Origin of the sequence: Terribacillus halophilus, from assembly GCF_900162685.1 — a bacterium.
GTDB classification, from domain to species: domain Bacteria; phylum Bacillota; class Bacilli; order Bacillales; family Amphibacillaceae; genus Terribacillus; species Terribacillus halophilus_A.
Map to the genome: position 1 here is coordinate 97,068 of NZ_LT727828.1, position 15,816 is coordinate 112,883.

The 15,816-nt window shown below is 43.8% G+C and carries 16 protein-coding genes; 6 read left to right on the plus strand and 10 right to left on the minus strand.

Annotation, left to right across the window (positions count from 1 at the left end):
• Positions 1-10: 10 nt before the first annotated feature.
• Positions 11-2,413 carry an immune inhibitor A domain-containing protein gene (locus B1K52_RS05260; RefSeq protein ID WP_444851939.1) on the minus strand — a complete coding sequence of 801 codons (2,403 nt, stop codon included), beginning with the start codon at positions 2,411-2,413 and terminating at the stop codon, positions 11-13.
• Between the two features lie 427 nt (positions 2,414-2,840).
• Here B1K52_RS05260 and B1K52_RS05265 point away from each other — a divergent pair, with 427 nt between their 5' ends.
• On the plus strand, positions 2,841-3,026 hold the full coding sequence (locus B1K52_RS05265) for a hypothetical protein (RefSeq protein WP_077306077.1): 186 nt from the start codon (positions 2,841-2,843) through the stop codon (positions 3,024-3,026).
• A gap of 10 nt (positions 3,027-3,036) precedes the next feature.
• Here the strand turns inward: B1K52_RS05265 and B1K52_RS05270 are convergent, their stop codons facing one another.
• Positions 3,037-3,498, minus strand: a complete 462-nt coding sequence (locus B1K52_RS05270) for an 8-oxo-dGTP diphosphatase (protein WP_179106472.1) — start codon at positions 3,496-3,498, stop codon at positions 3,037-3,039.
• A gap of 1 nt (position 3,499) precedes the next feature.
• Complete coding sequence (locus tag B1K52_RS05275) at positions 3,500-3,859, minus strand: Lin0512 family protein (RefSeq protein ID WP_077306079.1); 360 nt, start codon at positions 3,857-3,859, stop codon at positions 3,500-3,502.
• A 100-nt stretch (positions 3,860-3,959) separates the two neighbouring features.
• On the opposite strand from B1K52_RS05275, the gene B1K52_RS05280 reads away from it, so the two are divergent.
• Complete coding sequence (locus tag B1K52_RS05280; RefSeq protein WP_306278112.1) at positions 3,960-4,418, plus strand: NUDIX hydrolase; 459 nt, start codon at positions 3,960-3,962, stop codon at positions 4,416-4,418.
• 81 nt (positions 4,419-4,499) lie between these two features.
• Here the strand turns inward: B1K52_RS05280 and B1K52_RS05285 are convergent, their stop codons facing one another.
• Both B1K52_RS05285 and B1K52_RS05290 read right to left on the minus strand, forming a co-directional pair.
• On the minus strand, positions 4,500-4,772 hold the full coding sequence (locus B1K52_RS05285) for an LPXTG cell wall anchor domain-containing protein (protein ID WP_077306083.1): 273 nt from the start codon (positions 4,770-4,772) through the stop codon (positions 4,500-4,502).
• A gap of 72 nt (positions 4,773-4,844) precedes the next feature.
• Positions 4,845-5,843 carry a LacI family DNA-binding transcriptional regulator gene (locus B1K52_RS05290; protein ID WP_077310502.1) on the minus strand — a complete coding sequence of 333 codons (999 nt, stop codon included), beginning with the start codon at positions 5,841-5,843 and terminating at the stop codon, positions 4,845-4,847.
• A 179-nt stretch (positions 5,844-6,022) separates the two neighbouring features.
• Between B1K52_RS05290 and B1K52_RS05295 the strand changes: the two genes are divergently transcribed.
• The gene (locus B1K52_RS05295) at positions 6,023-7,348 is read left to right on the plus strand and encodes a 6-phospho-beta-glucosidase (RefSeq protein ID WP_077306085.1); all 1,326 of its coding nucleotides are present in this window, start codon (positions 6,023-6,025) and stop codon (positions 7,346-7,348) included.
• Positions 7,349-7,398: 50 nt separating this feature from the next.
• On the opposite strand, the gene B1K52_RS17860 is transcribed toward B1K52_RS05295, so the two are convergent.
• Positions 7,399-7,572: a hypothetical protein gene (locus B1K52_RS17860; protein ID WP_179106473.1), complete on the minus strand. Its 174-nt coding sequence runs from the start codon at positions 7,570-7,572 to the stop codon at positions 7,399-7,401.
• A gap of 191 nt (positions 7,573-7,763) precedes the next feature.
• On the opposite strand from B1K52_RS17860, the gene B1K52_RS05300 reads away from it, so the two are divergent.
• Complete coding sequence (locus B1K52_RS05300; protein WP_077306087.1) at positions 7,764-9,020, plus strand: Y-family DNA polymerase; 1,257 nt, start codon at positions 7,764-7,766, stop codon at positions 9,018-9,020.
• Positions 9,021-9,022: 2 nt separating this feature from the next.
• Here the strand turns inward: B1K52_RS05300 and B1K52_RS05305 are convergent, their stop codons facing one another.
• The 4 genes from B1K52_RS05305 to B1K52_RS05320 form a co-directional block, all read right to left on the minus strand.
• A complete protein-coding gene (locus B1K52_RS05305) occupies positions 9,023-10,342 on the minus strand; it encodes an MATE family efflux transporter (RefSeq protein ID WP_077306089.1) in 1,320 nt (439 codons plus the stop codon).
• A gap of 61 nt (positions 10,343-10,403) precedes the next feature.
• Complete coding sequence (locus B1K52_RS05310) at positions 10,404-11,555, minus strand: FtsW/RodA/SpoVE family cell cycle protein (protein ID WP_077306091.1); 1,152 nt, start codon at positions 11,553-11,555, stop codon at positions 10,404-10,406.
• Positions 11,556-11,656: 101 nt separating this feature from the next.
• Positions 11,657-12,133 (minus strand): FixH family protein, encoded by a 477-nt coding sequence (locus B1K52_RS05315; protein ID WP_179106474.1) that lies wholly within the window; start codon positions 12,131-12,133, stop codon positions 11,657-11,659.
• Positions 12,134-12,149: 16 nt separating this feature from the next.
• A complete protein-coding gene (locus tag B1K52_RS05320; protein ID WP_077306095.1) occupies positions 12,150-13,520 on the minus strand; it encodes a PepSY-associated TM helix domain-containing protein in 1,371 nt (456 codons plus the stop codon).
• A 311-nt stretch (positions 13,521-13,831) separates the two neighbouring features.
• On the opposite strand from B1K52_RS05320, the gene proC reads away from it, so the two are divergent.
• Together proC and proB are read left to right on the plus strand one after the other, a co-directional pair.
• Positions 13,832-14,653 (plus strand): pyrroline-5-carboxylate reductase, encoded by an 822-nt coding sequence (gene proC, locus B1K52_RS05325; protein ID WP_077306097.1) that lies wholly within the window; start codon positions 13,832-13,834, stop codon positions 14,651-14,653.
• Between the two features lie 48 nt (positions 14,654-14,701).
• Complete coding sequence (proB, locus tag B1K52_RS05330) at positions 14,702-15,811, plus strand: glutamate 5-kinase (RefSeq protein WP_077306099.1); 1,110 nt, start codon at positions 14,702-14,704, stop codon at positions 15,809-15,811.
• The last annotated feature ends 5 nt before the right edge of the window (positions 15,812-15,816 follow it).

A 15,816-nucleotide genomic window follows, 5' to 3' on the forward strand; every position in this document is an offset into this window, starting at 1 on the left:
GCTTTATCATTTAGTCTTCACGCGAGATTTCAATTTTACCAACTGAACCGTCTTTGCTGTCTGCTTTAACTTCGAACTCTAATCCGTATTCCGGTAACTTACGTCCGGCATCTGGAAGTGCTTTGTTCAAGTAGTTGTTATCATCCTCGAACTCATCGTAGCGTTTTGTATGGTTATCTTTAAGTGTCAGACCGGTTGTAGCGCGATAATCAAGGAACATTTTCTCTGATTTGTCTTTGCTAAATGCAGCATCATGAATTTGATAGCGGCTGGAAGCAACAGATTTATCGCTCCAGTAAAGCGCTTTTTGATCCGCATCGACTACACCTAGGAATCCTTCGCCTGGATGCGTGCCTGTCCAGTTATTGTCATAAGAATTATCAACATACCATACAAGAAGCCCAGTGTTGTAGCTCATTAGGCTGTCGCCTCGGCGGATATGATTAAGACCTGCATCTACGCCGTTATGCGTACGCCACTCGAGCAAGTAATAATGCTCGGACAGAGAAACACCTTTATCCTGTGTGAATCCGTTTAGTTTAAAGCTGCTGTCAGCTTCCGCATCGTCTGTTAAAACAGGGCTGCCATCTGCGTTCACTTGAATGTCATCGACATAGAATCCAGCATTGGTTGCCGCTACATCTGTCCAGTAGTTTAGTGACAGTTCTACTTCCTGACCTGCATAGGCACTTAAATCAAATGTTGCATCTACCCAGCCATCAGAAGTACCAGTGATACCATCGCCTGGGTTTTGTTCATTTGGATTATCTGTAGTTGTAATGGAGCCTGGAACTGTTTCCCCATTGACCTGAACGGAAGCGTAATCCCAATCCTGCTCAATGTCATACCACGTCTTAAAAGTAAGCTCGGCGGAAGAAGCATTTTTTAAATCAACCGTAGTTGTCATGTTGTTATCAAGGTCATTTCCTTTTCCGCTAAAGTACGCATAAGTACCGCTGGCAGGTTTGGTAATCTCTTTTTCCTTATCTGGCAAGTTCACACGAATTACATCATTATTGGTTCCTTTTGTCACAGCTTCATCCAACAGCAGCTCAAGGCCATCGTCATTCAGATCTTCAACATCAATGGTTGTACCGCTAAGCCAGTTACCACCATGCGCATTTTGCAAGTATTCCTTTGCATAAGCACTGAATCCAGACGGTTCTGTTCCGGGAACATCACCAGCCCAGCTTCCGCTTGCCATAATGGACCAATAAGCTACAGCTTCACCTTGACCTGTATAATTTGTGTCATACTCATCCGGCAAACCTAAGTCATGGCCATATTCGTGTGCAAACACGCCCATTGCACCATCTTCAGGCTCTATTGTGTAATCATATGCCGCCAGCTGTCCGTCAAAGCGATCACTTGCAGAGCTTCCGCCTGGAACAGCTACAAGTCCGCCAAGATTCCAACGGTGAGACCAGATCGCATCTGCGCCAAGGCTTCCGCCGCCAGCTTCCTCACCAACACCTGCATGAATAACCATCAAATGGTCAATGATGCCATCGGGCTCATTGTAGACGCCGTCGCCATCATAGTCATCACGATCCCACTGATCATATTCGCTAAGGTCGACATTCGGATCTTCACCCGCTTTTGTTAAAGCTTCATAAACCAATTCCCGCGCTGCCGCATCACTTCCGTCTGGAGCAGGGTCATTTCCGCCGTAATAAGCAGCAGGATGGTCTGCTGTATACCAGCCGGCAATCTCACCATCAACTGTATAGCTTCCGCCGGACTGATTTTCATAATACTGTTTCATGGAAGTGAACTTCTGGCCATCAGGACCAGTGTAGCCATTGTCACCGAAGACCATGTCTTGGAAGTGGTCATGTGTATAATCTTCATACCACATATCTGTTTCTTCTGGTGTAATGGAGCTATTCTCGTAGTCTGGGAAGTCAATTGCCAGCACAAGTACTTTATCCTCCCGTACTTCTCCGTTATATGTTTCTTTCTTTACATTATCGACTTTCTTGTTTTTCTTCTTATCTTTGCCTTTTTTCCATGAATCTTCTCGCTTCGACTGGCTCGCAGCATTATCTGCGTTCCCATTCTCTTTATCCGTGTCGCTTACAACAGTTTCATCAATTTTCGCTTGTTCCAGTGCTTCTGGCAGCGGTTCTTTCGCAGCTTCTGCACTTTTCTCTTCCCGCTCTTTCAAGTAAGCATTTACTGCTTCTTGTGCTTCTGTTTCTGTAGCATCCTTACTGATCTTTCCTTCTTCTTTTAGTAATTCAATCAGCTTATCTGTGTTGGCAATTGCACTGTCAAAAGGACCGCCTTGTGTAGTTTTCGGTGAATAGGTTACAGCAGGTGCTTTCTCGCTAGATGCGGCTTCTGCATGTACGGGCGTAAATGATAATGTAAAAGTGCTAAATCCAATAACAGCTGCCATTGCAGAAGCCATCCATTTATTCTTCTTCAAATAGGTCACACTCCCTTGTGCTAATAGTTTAAATAGTCGGAAAACAGATGTTGTATGTAGGTAAAGTTTTCCTTGAAAGATAGTATAGCTTCAAGTTTGCTAGATTTACAATGGTCCTTTAGAAGGGGTGAGGCAGCATCTCCCTTGATTTCATGCGGTTTTCGTTAGCTATTCTCACACAATCCGACAGAATAAGAAGGGGAGTTGGGAAAGCTGATGAGAAAAATAATTACAGAATTCCTATAAACGTGTAGAAGCATGCAGGAAGTTGGGAAAGTGTGAAACTGCTGAAAATTATGCTTCACATATAAAAATAAGTACAAATACCTATATATAAATCTGCCATTTCAAATCTGTTAGTTACAATAACTGGCATTAACATATAATAGACCGTAAGGGAGGGATTAACTTGTGGAGTAGAGTAGGTATTACAATGTTGATTATTGCGTTTCTGCAGTTATTCACGCTGCAAGTGGTAGAACAATTTACAGTAATCTCTAGAACACTATTTTTTTATCCGGTGGGAAGTGCCATCTTTGGTGGTTTTTGTTTTACGTTGATGTACATCTTAAAAGGGGGAGAGGAAGCTAACTAGCTCCCTCTTTTTATGTATACAAAATCTCTTCCTTGTAAACCGATTCCTCAGCGCCCGCTTGAAGATATAGCTCGAAGGTGCCTTCTTGAAAGAATAATGGGAAGGCAGTACGAACAACATCCTGCATGGGCAGCTCCATCACTTCTGACTTTTTAAACCAAGATGGATTACCTTCACGTGATTCTGTCAGTAAATCACCGGAAAAGGAGCTAGTGACATAGTAAAAAATCAGGTAACGAACATTTTGTTTCTCGTTCACATAATGCTGTATACCTTTATATTCCAAGTCCCACACATCCAGCCCAGTCTCTTCTTTTACTTCACGGATGGCGCTGGATGTGAGACTCTCTGGAAAGTCCACCTTCCCGCCGGGTGGAATAAAACCGCTGAAATTATCGTGCTGCCGATCTAATAAAAGTACGTGATCTTCTGTGTGCACCAGGACCATATTATAAAGTTTGTGGGCAATCATTTTAGTAGCCTGTTTCGACGGAAGCATTGACGATATACATCATATCGTTTTTATCCTGTTTTTCCTCTAAGAAGATAGCGCTGGAAGTCAGCATCCCGCCATCGATTACTTCTACTGTAACAGTGCCGTATGGAATACGAGCTCTTACTTGTTCGATGTCCAGCTTATCCTTGTCAGCAGGAACTGCTAGTCGTACATTCACTTTCATATTATGTAAATCATTCTCGGGAAGCACACTCGTAATACCCGGCATTGAGTTCGTGTGAATCGCATTAACAACTGCGCGCACTGCAGCCTTGGTCACATCCTGACCATGAACATCAACACCGAATCCAGTTTGGATGAACATGATTTTATCCATATAATCACTCCTTGTTCTCATTATCTTAACTGTATCACATCGAGGACAAAGAATTCTATTAGCTGGGTGTACATTTGGTAAACTGATAAAGAGAGGTGGAATGCTTGTGGGTTATGTAGAAAATCTCCGTAAATATGTCGGGCATCAGCCGGTCATATTAGTGGGAGCGTTATGTTTACTTTTTGATCGTGAAAACCGTGTTCTATTGCAGCAGCGGGTTCATCCTCATGAAACATGGGGTTTGCCAGGAGGATTGATGGAGCTCGGTGAATCAGCAGAACAAACAGCTGCTAGGGAAGTATTAGAAGAGACCGGGCTGACTGTTGAGGGCCTAAAGCTGGTCGATGTGTACTCCGGAAAAAATAACTTTGCAGTAGCTGCAAATGGTGATGAATTTTACAATGTAACGATTGTTTATCATGCAAATCGTTACCATGGAGAACTCATGCATGACGAAACGGAGTCAATCCAGCTGGCATTTTTCCCGCTGGACGAATTACCGGAAAAGATGATTGGCAGTCACCGGCGTATTTTGAAAGAGTTTAGTGAGAAGGAGTAGCTGTTTAGGATAGGTCGCACAGAAGAACAGCTCCTTTACTGTTGTTATGGAACTGTTCCCTGCTATCCTAATCAAGTAACTTCACGGCATTGAGGAAACGGAGATCTCAATGAGCACAGATAGAAATGCCAGCAGAATAAGCAAAGAGGTGGATAGCGCTAATAACCGGTCGCTATTGTCTATTCTTTCTCTGCGTTTCCATAGAAAGAATAGACCGGCACCTAGTAACGCGGCAGCCCCCCAGATGACAAGGCCGGACGTGGTAAAAAGCTTCTCCCATGCTACCAGCCAAAACACAAGTATACCTAGATGGATTGTACAAACTGTAAAATTAGTAAGTTGTCTTATTACCATATTATGTATTCCTCCTATGTGACTATCCTAGCATAGAAAAAAATCTATTTATATAGAAAATTCTCTGTAATCTTATGTCTCTTGTGTCACAGCTCTGGCAGTTGATTGTCGCTCGGTAATCGAGAAGGAAAGTGGTCTAGCAGTATAAGCAGAGTCTGTTAACACGGCATACAAGCGGCGGAATGCTTCTGCTCCCATTTCCTTAAGCGGATTACGTACATGTGTCAGCTCCATGAGGCCGGCTATGTCACTCTGATCAGACTCAAACCCGACTAGCCCTAGCTCGTCTGGAATGGAAATGCCTTTTTTGTGTGCTTCTGCCGCCATGCCGGCAGCCACGTAATCACTGGCATGAATAACTGCATCTGGCATCTTTCTGCTGGTTAGCAGCTCCTGAAGGGCTTTACGTCCGTCATCAACAGTGAATGTTTCGTTTAAAATCCACTCTTTATGAACAGGAAGACAATTTTTTTTCAACACATCCTCAAATGCTTTCTTTCGCTCCAGGCTATTTCTGCTGTCTGTTCTGCCGATTGTGCAAGCGACGCGTGTATAGCCCTTCTCAATCAAATGCTCCAGCCCGAGCTGAAAGCCATCATAATGATTCATATAAATAGATGGTATTTTTGAGTGCTGCAAAGGCTCACATGTCATAATCGGTCCGTATTTTGTATAGGTGCTGACTTTTTCCCAACTTGTTTCGCAGCGCAAAATGATCAGTCCATCTAGGCGTTTCTGGCGTAGCATTTCCAACGCCTGCAGTTCCTGTTCAGGCTTTCCATTCGTTTGATAAAGTAATGTTTGATAATGGCAGGAAGCGCCTGCCTCAGCTATGCCTTGAACAATTTGCATAAAATAGTGACTGATAGAAGGAGATACAATGCCGATTGTATTTGTTCTGCCTTTTTTCAGCTGAACAGCATTGCTGTTTTGTATATAATCCAACTCATCAATAATTTTCTGTACTTTGTTTCTTGTCTCTTCGTGGACGTGCGGGTGGTGATTGAGGACACGGGAAACAGTGCTGCGGGAAACGCCAGCTAGCTTGGCAATCTGCTTAATATTACTCAAGTGCATCACCTCTTTGGAAATCGCTTTCTTTACTTTATTGTAGCGGAAAAGGATGGTTTTGTATGCTTTCGGATACTCCTTTACAATTTCCTTACGAATTTGTACTTGACCTGGGATGCATTCCAGCATATAAGCTTTGTTTGCAGAGATAAAACATAACCAAACAGGAGGCCGAAATCATGGAAAAATTGAAGATCGTTACAATTGGCGGAGGTTCCAGCTATACACCGGAAATCGTAGAAGGATTCATTAAGCGTTATGAGGAGCTGCCGATTACAGAACTTTGGCTTGTTGATGTGGAAGCAGGAAAAGAGAAGCTAGAGATTGTAGGAAACATGGCAAAGCGCATGGTCAAAGAAGCAGGACTTCCAATTGATGTACATTTAACATTGGATCGTCGTGAAGCATTGAAGGATGCCGACTTTGTAACGACGCAATTCCGTGTCGGTCTATTAGATGCCCGTGCAAAAGATGAGCGTATTCCATTAAAATATAATGTTATCGGTCAGGAAACAAACGGACCAGGCGGCTTGTTCAAAGGCTTGCGGACAATTCCAGTTATTCTAGGTATCTGCAAGGATATGGAGGAGCTGTGTCCGGACGCTTGGCTTGTAAACTTCACCAATCCAGCTGGTATGGTTACAGAAGCAGTGCTTCGCTATTCTAATATTAATCGTGTCGTTGGCTTATGTAATGTGCCGATTATGATGAAAATGCAAGTAGCAGAGCTGCTTGGGGCAGACGGAGATCGTGTGCATATTGACTTTGCTGGGCTGAATCATATGGTATTTGGTTTGAATGTCTACTTGGACGGCGAAAATGTAACAGAAACAGTACTTGATAAAATGACGAGCGACGACAATAAGATGACGATGCAAAACATCAAAGCGATGGACTGGGAGCCTGGCTTTATCAAAGGCTTGAAGGCGATTCCTTGTCCATACCACCGTTATTATTATAAAACAGCCAGCATGCTGGAAGCTGAGCTGGAGTCAGCGGCTAATGAAGGTACTCGTGCCGAGATTGTTCAAGGCGTGGAGCGTGACTTGTTCGAGCTTTACAAAGACCCGAATTTGGCACATAAACCAGAACAGCTTTCTAAGCGTGGCGGTGCGTACTACAGCGATGCAGCCTGCAGCTTAATTAACTCAATCTACAATGATAAACGTGATATCCAAACAGTAAACACAATAAACAACGGTGCTATTCAAAGCATTCCGAACGATTCTGCCATTGAAATCAACAGTGTCATTACAAAAGATGGTCCAAAACCAATCGGAATTGGTGACCTGCCAGTTGCCGTACGCGGACTTGTTCAGCAAATCAAATCATTTGAGCGTGTGGGAGCAGAAGCAGCTGTAACAGGTGACTACAATACGGCGCTGCTGGCAATGACAATCAACCCGCTAGTTCCTTCTGATGAGACAGCGAAGAAAATCATGGATGAGATGCTGGAAGCACATAAAGAGCATTTGCCCCAGTTCTTTAAAAAGATAGAAGCATAAAAGGAATAATAATAACCCGCGCTAAACTGCGCGGGTTATTTACATATGTATTATTCGACAACTTGCTCTTTCTTTTCTTTTCTCTCCGCATATATAGCACCTATTTGGCTGATTAGTATAACGAGGTAAAACCAGTTGATGCTGCCTTCTTGAACGAATTGATAGATAAGCTCAGCACTTGCTAAAAATGCCGCTATATAGCTTAGAATTAACCATTTTTTCATCTGAATCCACCTTTAACAATACGTATAATTCTTGTTGCATCACCATGATACCAAAATTTAGGTTGCCATTCAGCTGTTAGAGCAGTTTTATCCCCATTTTCCTCCCTATCCATAAATTACAGCTACTACAACAGCCAGAAATCGGGTAAGCTATTCACAAGAACATATGTTCCTTTTCGGAGGTGGAGAGAATGGATTACAGCGGATTTCAGCAGCATGAGTTGCTGTGTGTGGATATGCGGAGTTTTTATGCCAGTGTAGAATGTGTGAAACGCGGCTTGGATCCGATGACGACATTGCTTGCGGTAGTCGGAGATACGAAGCGGCCCGGCAGTATTGTGCTGGCAGCAAGTCCTGCATTGAAGAAAAAGCATGGTGTCAGTAATGTGAGTCGTTATTTTGAGCTGCCGGAGGATCCTGATATTGTAATTGCAGAAGCACATATGAAGGATTATTTAGAAGTGTCCGTAGCGATTACAGAGCTGGTTCACGAGTATGTGCCGATGGAGGCCATCCACGTCTACTCGGTCGATGAATTTTGGGTAACACTTGATGGGACGGAACAGCTGCACGGATCAGCAGAAGAAACAGCAGCTAAGCTGCAGGCGGATATTTTGGAGCAATTTGGTGTCACGGCAGCAATCGGAATTGGAGATAATAAGTTTCTCGCAAAAGTTGTCATGGATATTCACGCAAAAAAGCAGGCTTCCGGCATAGCTGTTTGTCGTTATCAAGATGTTCCGCGCTTATTATGGCCTGTTCCGATACAAGATATTTGGGGAATAGGGCGCCGGATGCAGCGAAACTTGAACAGAATGGGTATAGTGACACTCGGTCACTTGGCAAATGCTTCTCTTGAGCAGCTCAAGAAACGGTATGGTGTCATGGGAGAGCAGTTGTATTGGCATGCATGGGGAATTGATGAAAGTGAAGTGCTCGGTGATTTCGTTAAACAAGAGCAAAAGAGCTATGGACATGGCATTACCTTGCTTCGCAATTATCAGGGAGAAGAAATACCGACAATCATTTTGGAGCTGTGCGAAGAGGCTTGCAGGAGGGCAAGACGGGATAAGAAGGAAGGTAATACTGTGCACTTGTCTGTCGGATATGCGAGTCAGTATGGCGGGGGATTCAGCCGCTCGCGTTCCTTCACCAGTCCATCCAATTTAACAACCGATATGTATAAGTTATGCTTGGAGTTATTTTATGAAAATTACCAAAAAGGCCACGAAGTCAGACGTGTGTCTGTCTCCCTGACCAATTTATATGACGAAGAAGCAACACAGCTCAGCTTGTTCGAGGACAAAAGTAAGCAAAAGGATTTGAGCAAAGCGATGGATCAAATCCGAGCTCGCTTCGGAACGACTGCCATACTGCGAGCCAGCAGTTATAAAGCTGCCGGAATGACGATTGAGCGCAGTACAAAAATTGGCGGTCACCAAGCTTGAGATTATGCTGCTGCCGTCTGTTTAAACAGACGGCGCAGCTTTGGTACATAAAGGATAAGAAAAACAGAGCGCCCGAGACTGAACAGCAGAAACGCGAGCCAAAGTCCATGGTTGCCAAGTGGCTGGAGCGAGAAAAGCGCAGCCAGATAAAGCAGCACCGCTAAAATCATTGAATTACGCACGAACCTTACTTCTGTCATGCCGGTGAATACACCGTAATAAACAAGGCCGAGACTAGCGACAATCGGAAACAGGACAAGCCAATTTGCGTAAGTGCTGGTTAGATCAATAATATGCTGCTGATCCGAAAAGAACGGGTACATCCACTGCTTTCCAGCCAGGAAAACAAGCGCAAGTGTGATTCCTATACCCAGTCCCCACTGTAAAGACAGCCGAAGTGACTGCGAGAAGAGTTTTTCATTGCGTTCGCCAAGTGCCCGGCCAGCTGCAATACTGGAGGCATTGGCGAAACCGTCAAAGAAGTACGCCATCATATAGTGGACCTGAATAAGAATAGCATTAGCTGCTAATACATCCTCTCCAAATGCAGCGCCATTTGCAGTAAACAGATTAAACACAACAAGCAGACAAATGGTTCGGATAAACAAATCACGATTAACTTTCATCATCTGCCACATCGGTTTAGGATCCAGTGCCCGTTTGAGCAGCTGTACCAACGGATGCTGCCAGATGCTTCTGGCATATTTTCGCAGCAGCAAGAACCCGAATACACAAGAAAAGATCTCCGCAATGAGGGTGGAAGCACCTACCCCGGTTACCCCCCAATCCCACACATGAACTGCCAAGATACACAGAAGAATATTCAGCACATTTGTACTGATCTGCAGGATAAGTGTTGCTTTAATATAAGACATGCCAATGAGCCAGCCGAGGATAACATAGTTTGCAAGTGCAAAGGGTGCTCCCCAAATTCGGATGGAAAAGTAAGCTGAAGCACTAGCATTTACTGCCTCACTCGCTCCCAAGAAGGAAAGGGAATAGTGCAGGATGGGCTGCTGAATCAAAACAAATAGCAAACCGACCAGAAAAGCGACCGCAAAAGGCCGCAATAGTGCCATAACATGTTCTTCGGTATCAAGACTAGTGGAAGCTTGCGCTGCAAAACCAGAGGTGCTGACCCGCAAGAAACCAAAAAGCCAGTACATGGTATTAAATATAATCGTGCCAATCGCAACTCCGCCAATATAGGAAGAATTGGAAAGCTGACCGACAACGGCAGTGTCAACAACACCGAGAAGCGGGGTTGTGATTGTCGAGAGGGTCAGTGGCAAAGCTAAGGCTAGATATTGTTTATGTTGCATACGTTCTCCTTAATAGTAGTAATTACGAATAATATAACGCAACTGTTTGCAGAAGTAAACGTTATTTGCTCCCAAACATAAACGTCATCGTATTCACGCGCATATTAAGGATTAGTCCAAGTGAAGCAAGTGTAATGACGAGCGCACTGCCGCCATAGCTGATCAGCGGTAATCCAAGTCCGGTAACAGGCATTAATCCAATACTCATGCCGACGTTCTGGAATATTTGAAACGTTAAAAAGCCAGCAATTCCAGCGCCGATTAAGGAACCGAAGGAGTCATGATAACGCTGAGAGATCATAATGATTTTGTAAATCAGGGTGAAGTAAAGCAGCAAGACAATGCTCGTGCCGAGAAAGCCGAACACACCGCCAATAACAGCAAAAATCAAATCAGAGTATGCGTATGGCACATGGGGTAATTGTTCATAACCGCTCATATTCCCAGCTCCAATTGCCATAATGGATTGGTTAAGCTGATAGCCTGAAATAGCATATTTCTCCGGCTGCAGCCAGCCGTAGAAACGACTTGCCTGGTAACTCGGCAGCATGCCAAGAATTCGGTCAAGGAAAAAGTCGGGCGCGGCGAAATAAGTAATAGCCAATGCTAGTACAACCGTGATAGGAATCGAGAAAATCAAAAGGATTGTCTTCATACGCACGCGGGAGACAATCAGCATCACACCGTAGATAGCAAGATAAACCATTGCATTTCCAAAGTCGGGAAACTTCATTACAACAGCAACAGGAATTAAGGTGATAAGTGTCAGTTTTCCAACAAGCAACATCTCTTCTTTCAGTGTAGGAGAAGTGTCTGTTCCTTTACTGATAACCTGAGCAAGGTACAAAATCAAACCGATTTTCATCGACTCAGCTGGCTGGAATGAAAAACCGCCAATAGAATACCAGCCATACGCCTCATTGATTTCTTTAGAAATACTGGCTGGCGCAACAAGAATACCGATTAACAGCAGCAGGAAAAACAAATATATATAAAGTGACAGACGCTTTATAATATCTAAATCAAGAAAGAACGAGACAACAAAACAGCCCCCTAAACCAACGACATACCAGACAACTTGCTGCATAACAAAATATTCACCCTGTAGAATTTGAACTTGATATAAGCTGACAAGGCTCGCCAGACCAAGCAATATGATAAGTGAAAAATATATATAATCGAATTTCTCAAAGTATGATAGTAGTTTTTGCATCGTTTCACCATTTCATAACGTAATAAGATATGACTCTATCGTAACAGAAATTTCCAATGAAAAAAGTCGTATTTCTCGAAAATACGACTTTTTTCTATCGATTAATGGTGATGATGACCGCCACTATCCTTCTGTTTTCTTTGTTCTTGTTCTTGCAGAATCTTTTGTTTCTCTTCCTCTGTCAATTCCCCAACTCGGAGCTGTTTTGTCGGCATCAGATGGATATTATCTACTTTAACGTCTGCTTTTACGTAATAAACGCCTTCTGATGGAAAGTTATATTCCAGATGATAGCTTCCGTCTTCGTTACGTGATGCCGGAATTGTATCTGCATCAGCTTTGTTGTTATCTTTCCAGACAAGGAAGGTAACGTCTGCTTCCTGACCGAGGTTTTTCCCATCACTTGTCAGCTGTGCATCAATGCGAGGAACAGAATTAGCTTCAATTGATTCAGGTACTTCAATGTTCACGTTCACTTCTTTCCGTTGGGCATAGTGATCAGCTGCATCCGGATCCGCGGAGCAGGCAGCGAGCAGAAATAACATCAGTAACAAACTTGTAATAACAAGCCTTCGCATCTGCTTCCCCCCTTTCTTAAGCATTGAAGAACCGTTTCAGTGCAGGTACACGCGGAATGACGAATCGATCAAACAGCCAGACAACGATAATAGAAATTCCTACAAGCGGGAAAACAATGCCCAGAATGATTATGATGGCAATGACACCTTTCATAACCTTATTGGACGGTGCTTTTGGTGAACCAAGCTTTCCTTCCGGCTTACGAGAAAGCCAGAGAATAAACCCACTCACTGCAATACCGACAATTCCCAGACAAACAAGTACACCGATAATTTGGTTCCAAATGCCAAACTCGGTTCCTTTATGAATGGTAATACCATATGCAATAATCTTGCCTAGGAGGTGGTAATTATCATATCGATAGTCTGCGAGAACAGCTCCTGTATACTGATCAATATGCATCGTTACTTCATCACGAGCATTCGGCGGAAAAGCAGACAGCGTAAACACGCCATCTTGTGTTTGCGGAATCATGATATTATAGCCAGGTTTTACGCCTTCCTCATCGGCTATCTGCACGACATCATCTACAGACAGCTGTGCATATTGCTGGTTAGTAGAAACAGGCACGGGCAGATTCTCAGCTGACCATGGTACATCGGCTATTTCTTTTGTTTTTACATCAGATGCTGGTGCATCGCCGATCCAAATGGATGGCGGGTATCCAATGCCAGCATTTGTCGTTAGTGCCTGAAAATTGTTACCCCATAATCCTGACCAAGGAAGACCGGTGAGAATCAGGAAAAGCAGTCCTAAGGAAATCCAAAAAGCTGGTACAACGTGCAGATCGCGTGCAAGCAATTTCTTTCCTTTATTCAGTCGCGGAACGAGTACACCGCGGATTCGCTTCTTTGATTTTGGCCAGCCTAAGTAAATGCCGGTAATAAGCAATATGAGTGCCCAGCAAGCAGCCCACTCTACGATACGATCCCCGACAGTTCCCATTAAGAGTTCGCCGTGAATCTTTTCAATAACATTAACAAGTCGATAGGAATCCTCCAATTTGCCGAGTACCACGTTTGTATAAGGGTCGATAAAAACGGTAAATGCAGTACCATCCTGCTGTATGCCTATTTCAGCCGATCGATCCGGACTGTCACTTGGTCGATACGATGTTACGGCTGCATCCGGATAGATAGTTTCTACCGTATCAATCTGTTCCGATGGAGTTGCGGCAGTCGTCTGCGGTGTCACTTCATAGTAGTCTTCATAAAGGGCGGCTTCAATTTGGGGCTTAAAGAGATAGATACCGCCAGTGACAGCCAAAATAATAAGAAATGGCATGATAATGAGACCAGCGTAAAAATGCCAGCGCCAAACGGACTGATAAAGAGAATGGCTTCGCAGTTTCTTCTTATGTGCCGGTGGCTTTTGTTGTGCCTCCATTAGTTGGACAACTCCTTTTTCTATATAAAAATGAATAATGGACGTAGTCGTACAAGCATAAGCTTAGGTCAATTTTCCCTCCAGTACAAGTGGGAAAGAGCATGATATTATGACCATTTCTTGAACTTCTTCAATATAATTTGTAAAGCGCTTTCATTGTGTTGTCTTTAAGGCTGAAACGCTGATGGGACAGGCTTTTTCGTTGTGACATTCCTTGACATAGTATCCTATAGTGTTAGCATAGATAACTGTTAACAGAGATCGAAATATTCTAAAAGGAGCGATTAGGTATCTTAACTAACAAACGGATTATGTATGTAGGAGCAGGATCAATGGCAGAGGGAATGATTGCGGGGATGTGCGGATCAGACAGCTTGCAAAGTGAGCAGATTTTCGTGACAAACCGAAGTAATGCTGTACGCCTTCGTGAGCTGCAGGAGCGTTACGGTCTAACCGCAATATCGCAAAGTGAGGTGGATTGGAACAGTATGGATGTAATCATACTGGCAATGAAACCGAAGGATCTTACTGCTGCATTGATCGATTTGCAAGACAAGGTTCAGGGAGAACAGCTGCTTATATCAGTAGCGGCAGGCATCCAGAACGAACAGATCGAGCATTATCTTCCCAAAAATCAACCCGTTGTTCGTATTATGCCTAACACCTCCAGCACCATTGGGGAATCAGCTACAGCCATTGCACCAGGAAAACATGTTTCAGCTGAGCAGCTTAACATGGTGACAGAACTTGTGGCGACCTTTGGTGAGGCGTTTGTTATTAAAGAAGAACAAATGGATGTATTCACCGGTATGGCTGGCAGCGGACCTGCTTACTTTTATAAGCTTATGGAACATTTCACGGAAACAGGTGTAGCTGCAGGATTTGACCAGGACACAGCCCGACAAATCGGAATTCAGACGATGCTGGGAGCAGCCAGAATGTTAGTTGAAACAAAAGAAGACCCGGCTAGTTTGCGTAAGAAAGTTACTTCTCCAAATGGAACTACAGCAGCGGGTCTGGAAGCATTGAACGATGCTGGAGCAGGAGAGGCGATGACGAAAGCCATTCTTTCCGCAGCAGAACGATCAAATGAAATCAGTGATGAGTTAAAAAAACAATTACTGACACGCTAACGCCATTGCAGACACTCGGTCAAAAATCGAAAACTGGAGGAACTTATCATTTCTAAACCAGCAACAGAATTAAAGCGTATTGTCGTCAAGATAGGAAGCAGTTCGTTAACGAGTTTACACGGAGAGATTAGCCGCAAGAAGCTTGAAAAGCTAGTAGAGCAGCTTGTGAAGCTGAAGGACAATGGTTATGAAGTACTGCTTGTTTCTTCAGGTGCAGTAGCAGCCGGCTACCGCAAACTAGGCTTTCTGGAGCGTCCGAAATCACTTCCGGAAAAACAAGCTGCAGCATCAATCGGGCAAGGGCTGCTGATGGAGGCTTATTCGGACCTCTTCCTGTCGCATGGCTATGTTGCGTCACAAATTTTGATTACCCGCGGCGACTTCTCGGATGAAACTCGCTATAATAATGTTAGAAATACAATCAATGTATTAGTAGATCGAGGCATTATCCCGATCATTAATGAAAACGACACAGTAACAGTTGACAGGCTTCGTTTTGGCGATAATGATACACTTTCAGCAAAGGTAGCTGGCTTGGTTGGAGCAGATTTCCTTGCAGTCCTTTCTGATATCGATGGATTGTACACGGATAACCCAGCCAAGAACCCGGAAGCGACACGCATTGAGCTTGTAGAAGCGATCACACCGGAAATAGAAGCTGCAGCAGGCGATGCTGGCAGTACGATTGGAACTGGCGGTATGAAATCCAAGCTGGATGCCTTCAAGATAGCGATGGCTTCTGGTATTAAGGGCTTTCTTGGTGAAGCAACAGCAGAAGACATCATCTATCGCTCTGTGCTCGGAGATGCGGAAGGTACTTATTTTGAGGCCAGTGAGGATATAGATTCCCTGAACCGTAAAAAACAATGGATTGCTTTTAATTCCGGTCCCGTTGGTGAAATTATCATTAAGCATATTAATCAATCACCAATATTAATCAATTTGAGTGACATCCAAACAGTTAAAGGTAATTTCAAAAAAGGCGATGTTGTTCGAATTCAGAATGAAGCTGGAGAAAGAATTGGACTTGGCATCGTGAACCATGATGCATCCGAGCTTTGGCAGGCATTGGCAAGCCCAGTGAAGAATATGGAAGAGACGATTGTCGATCAAGAAGCATTTGTTTGTGAACTAAATCATACTGTACCGATTCAATAATATAC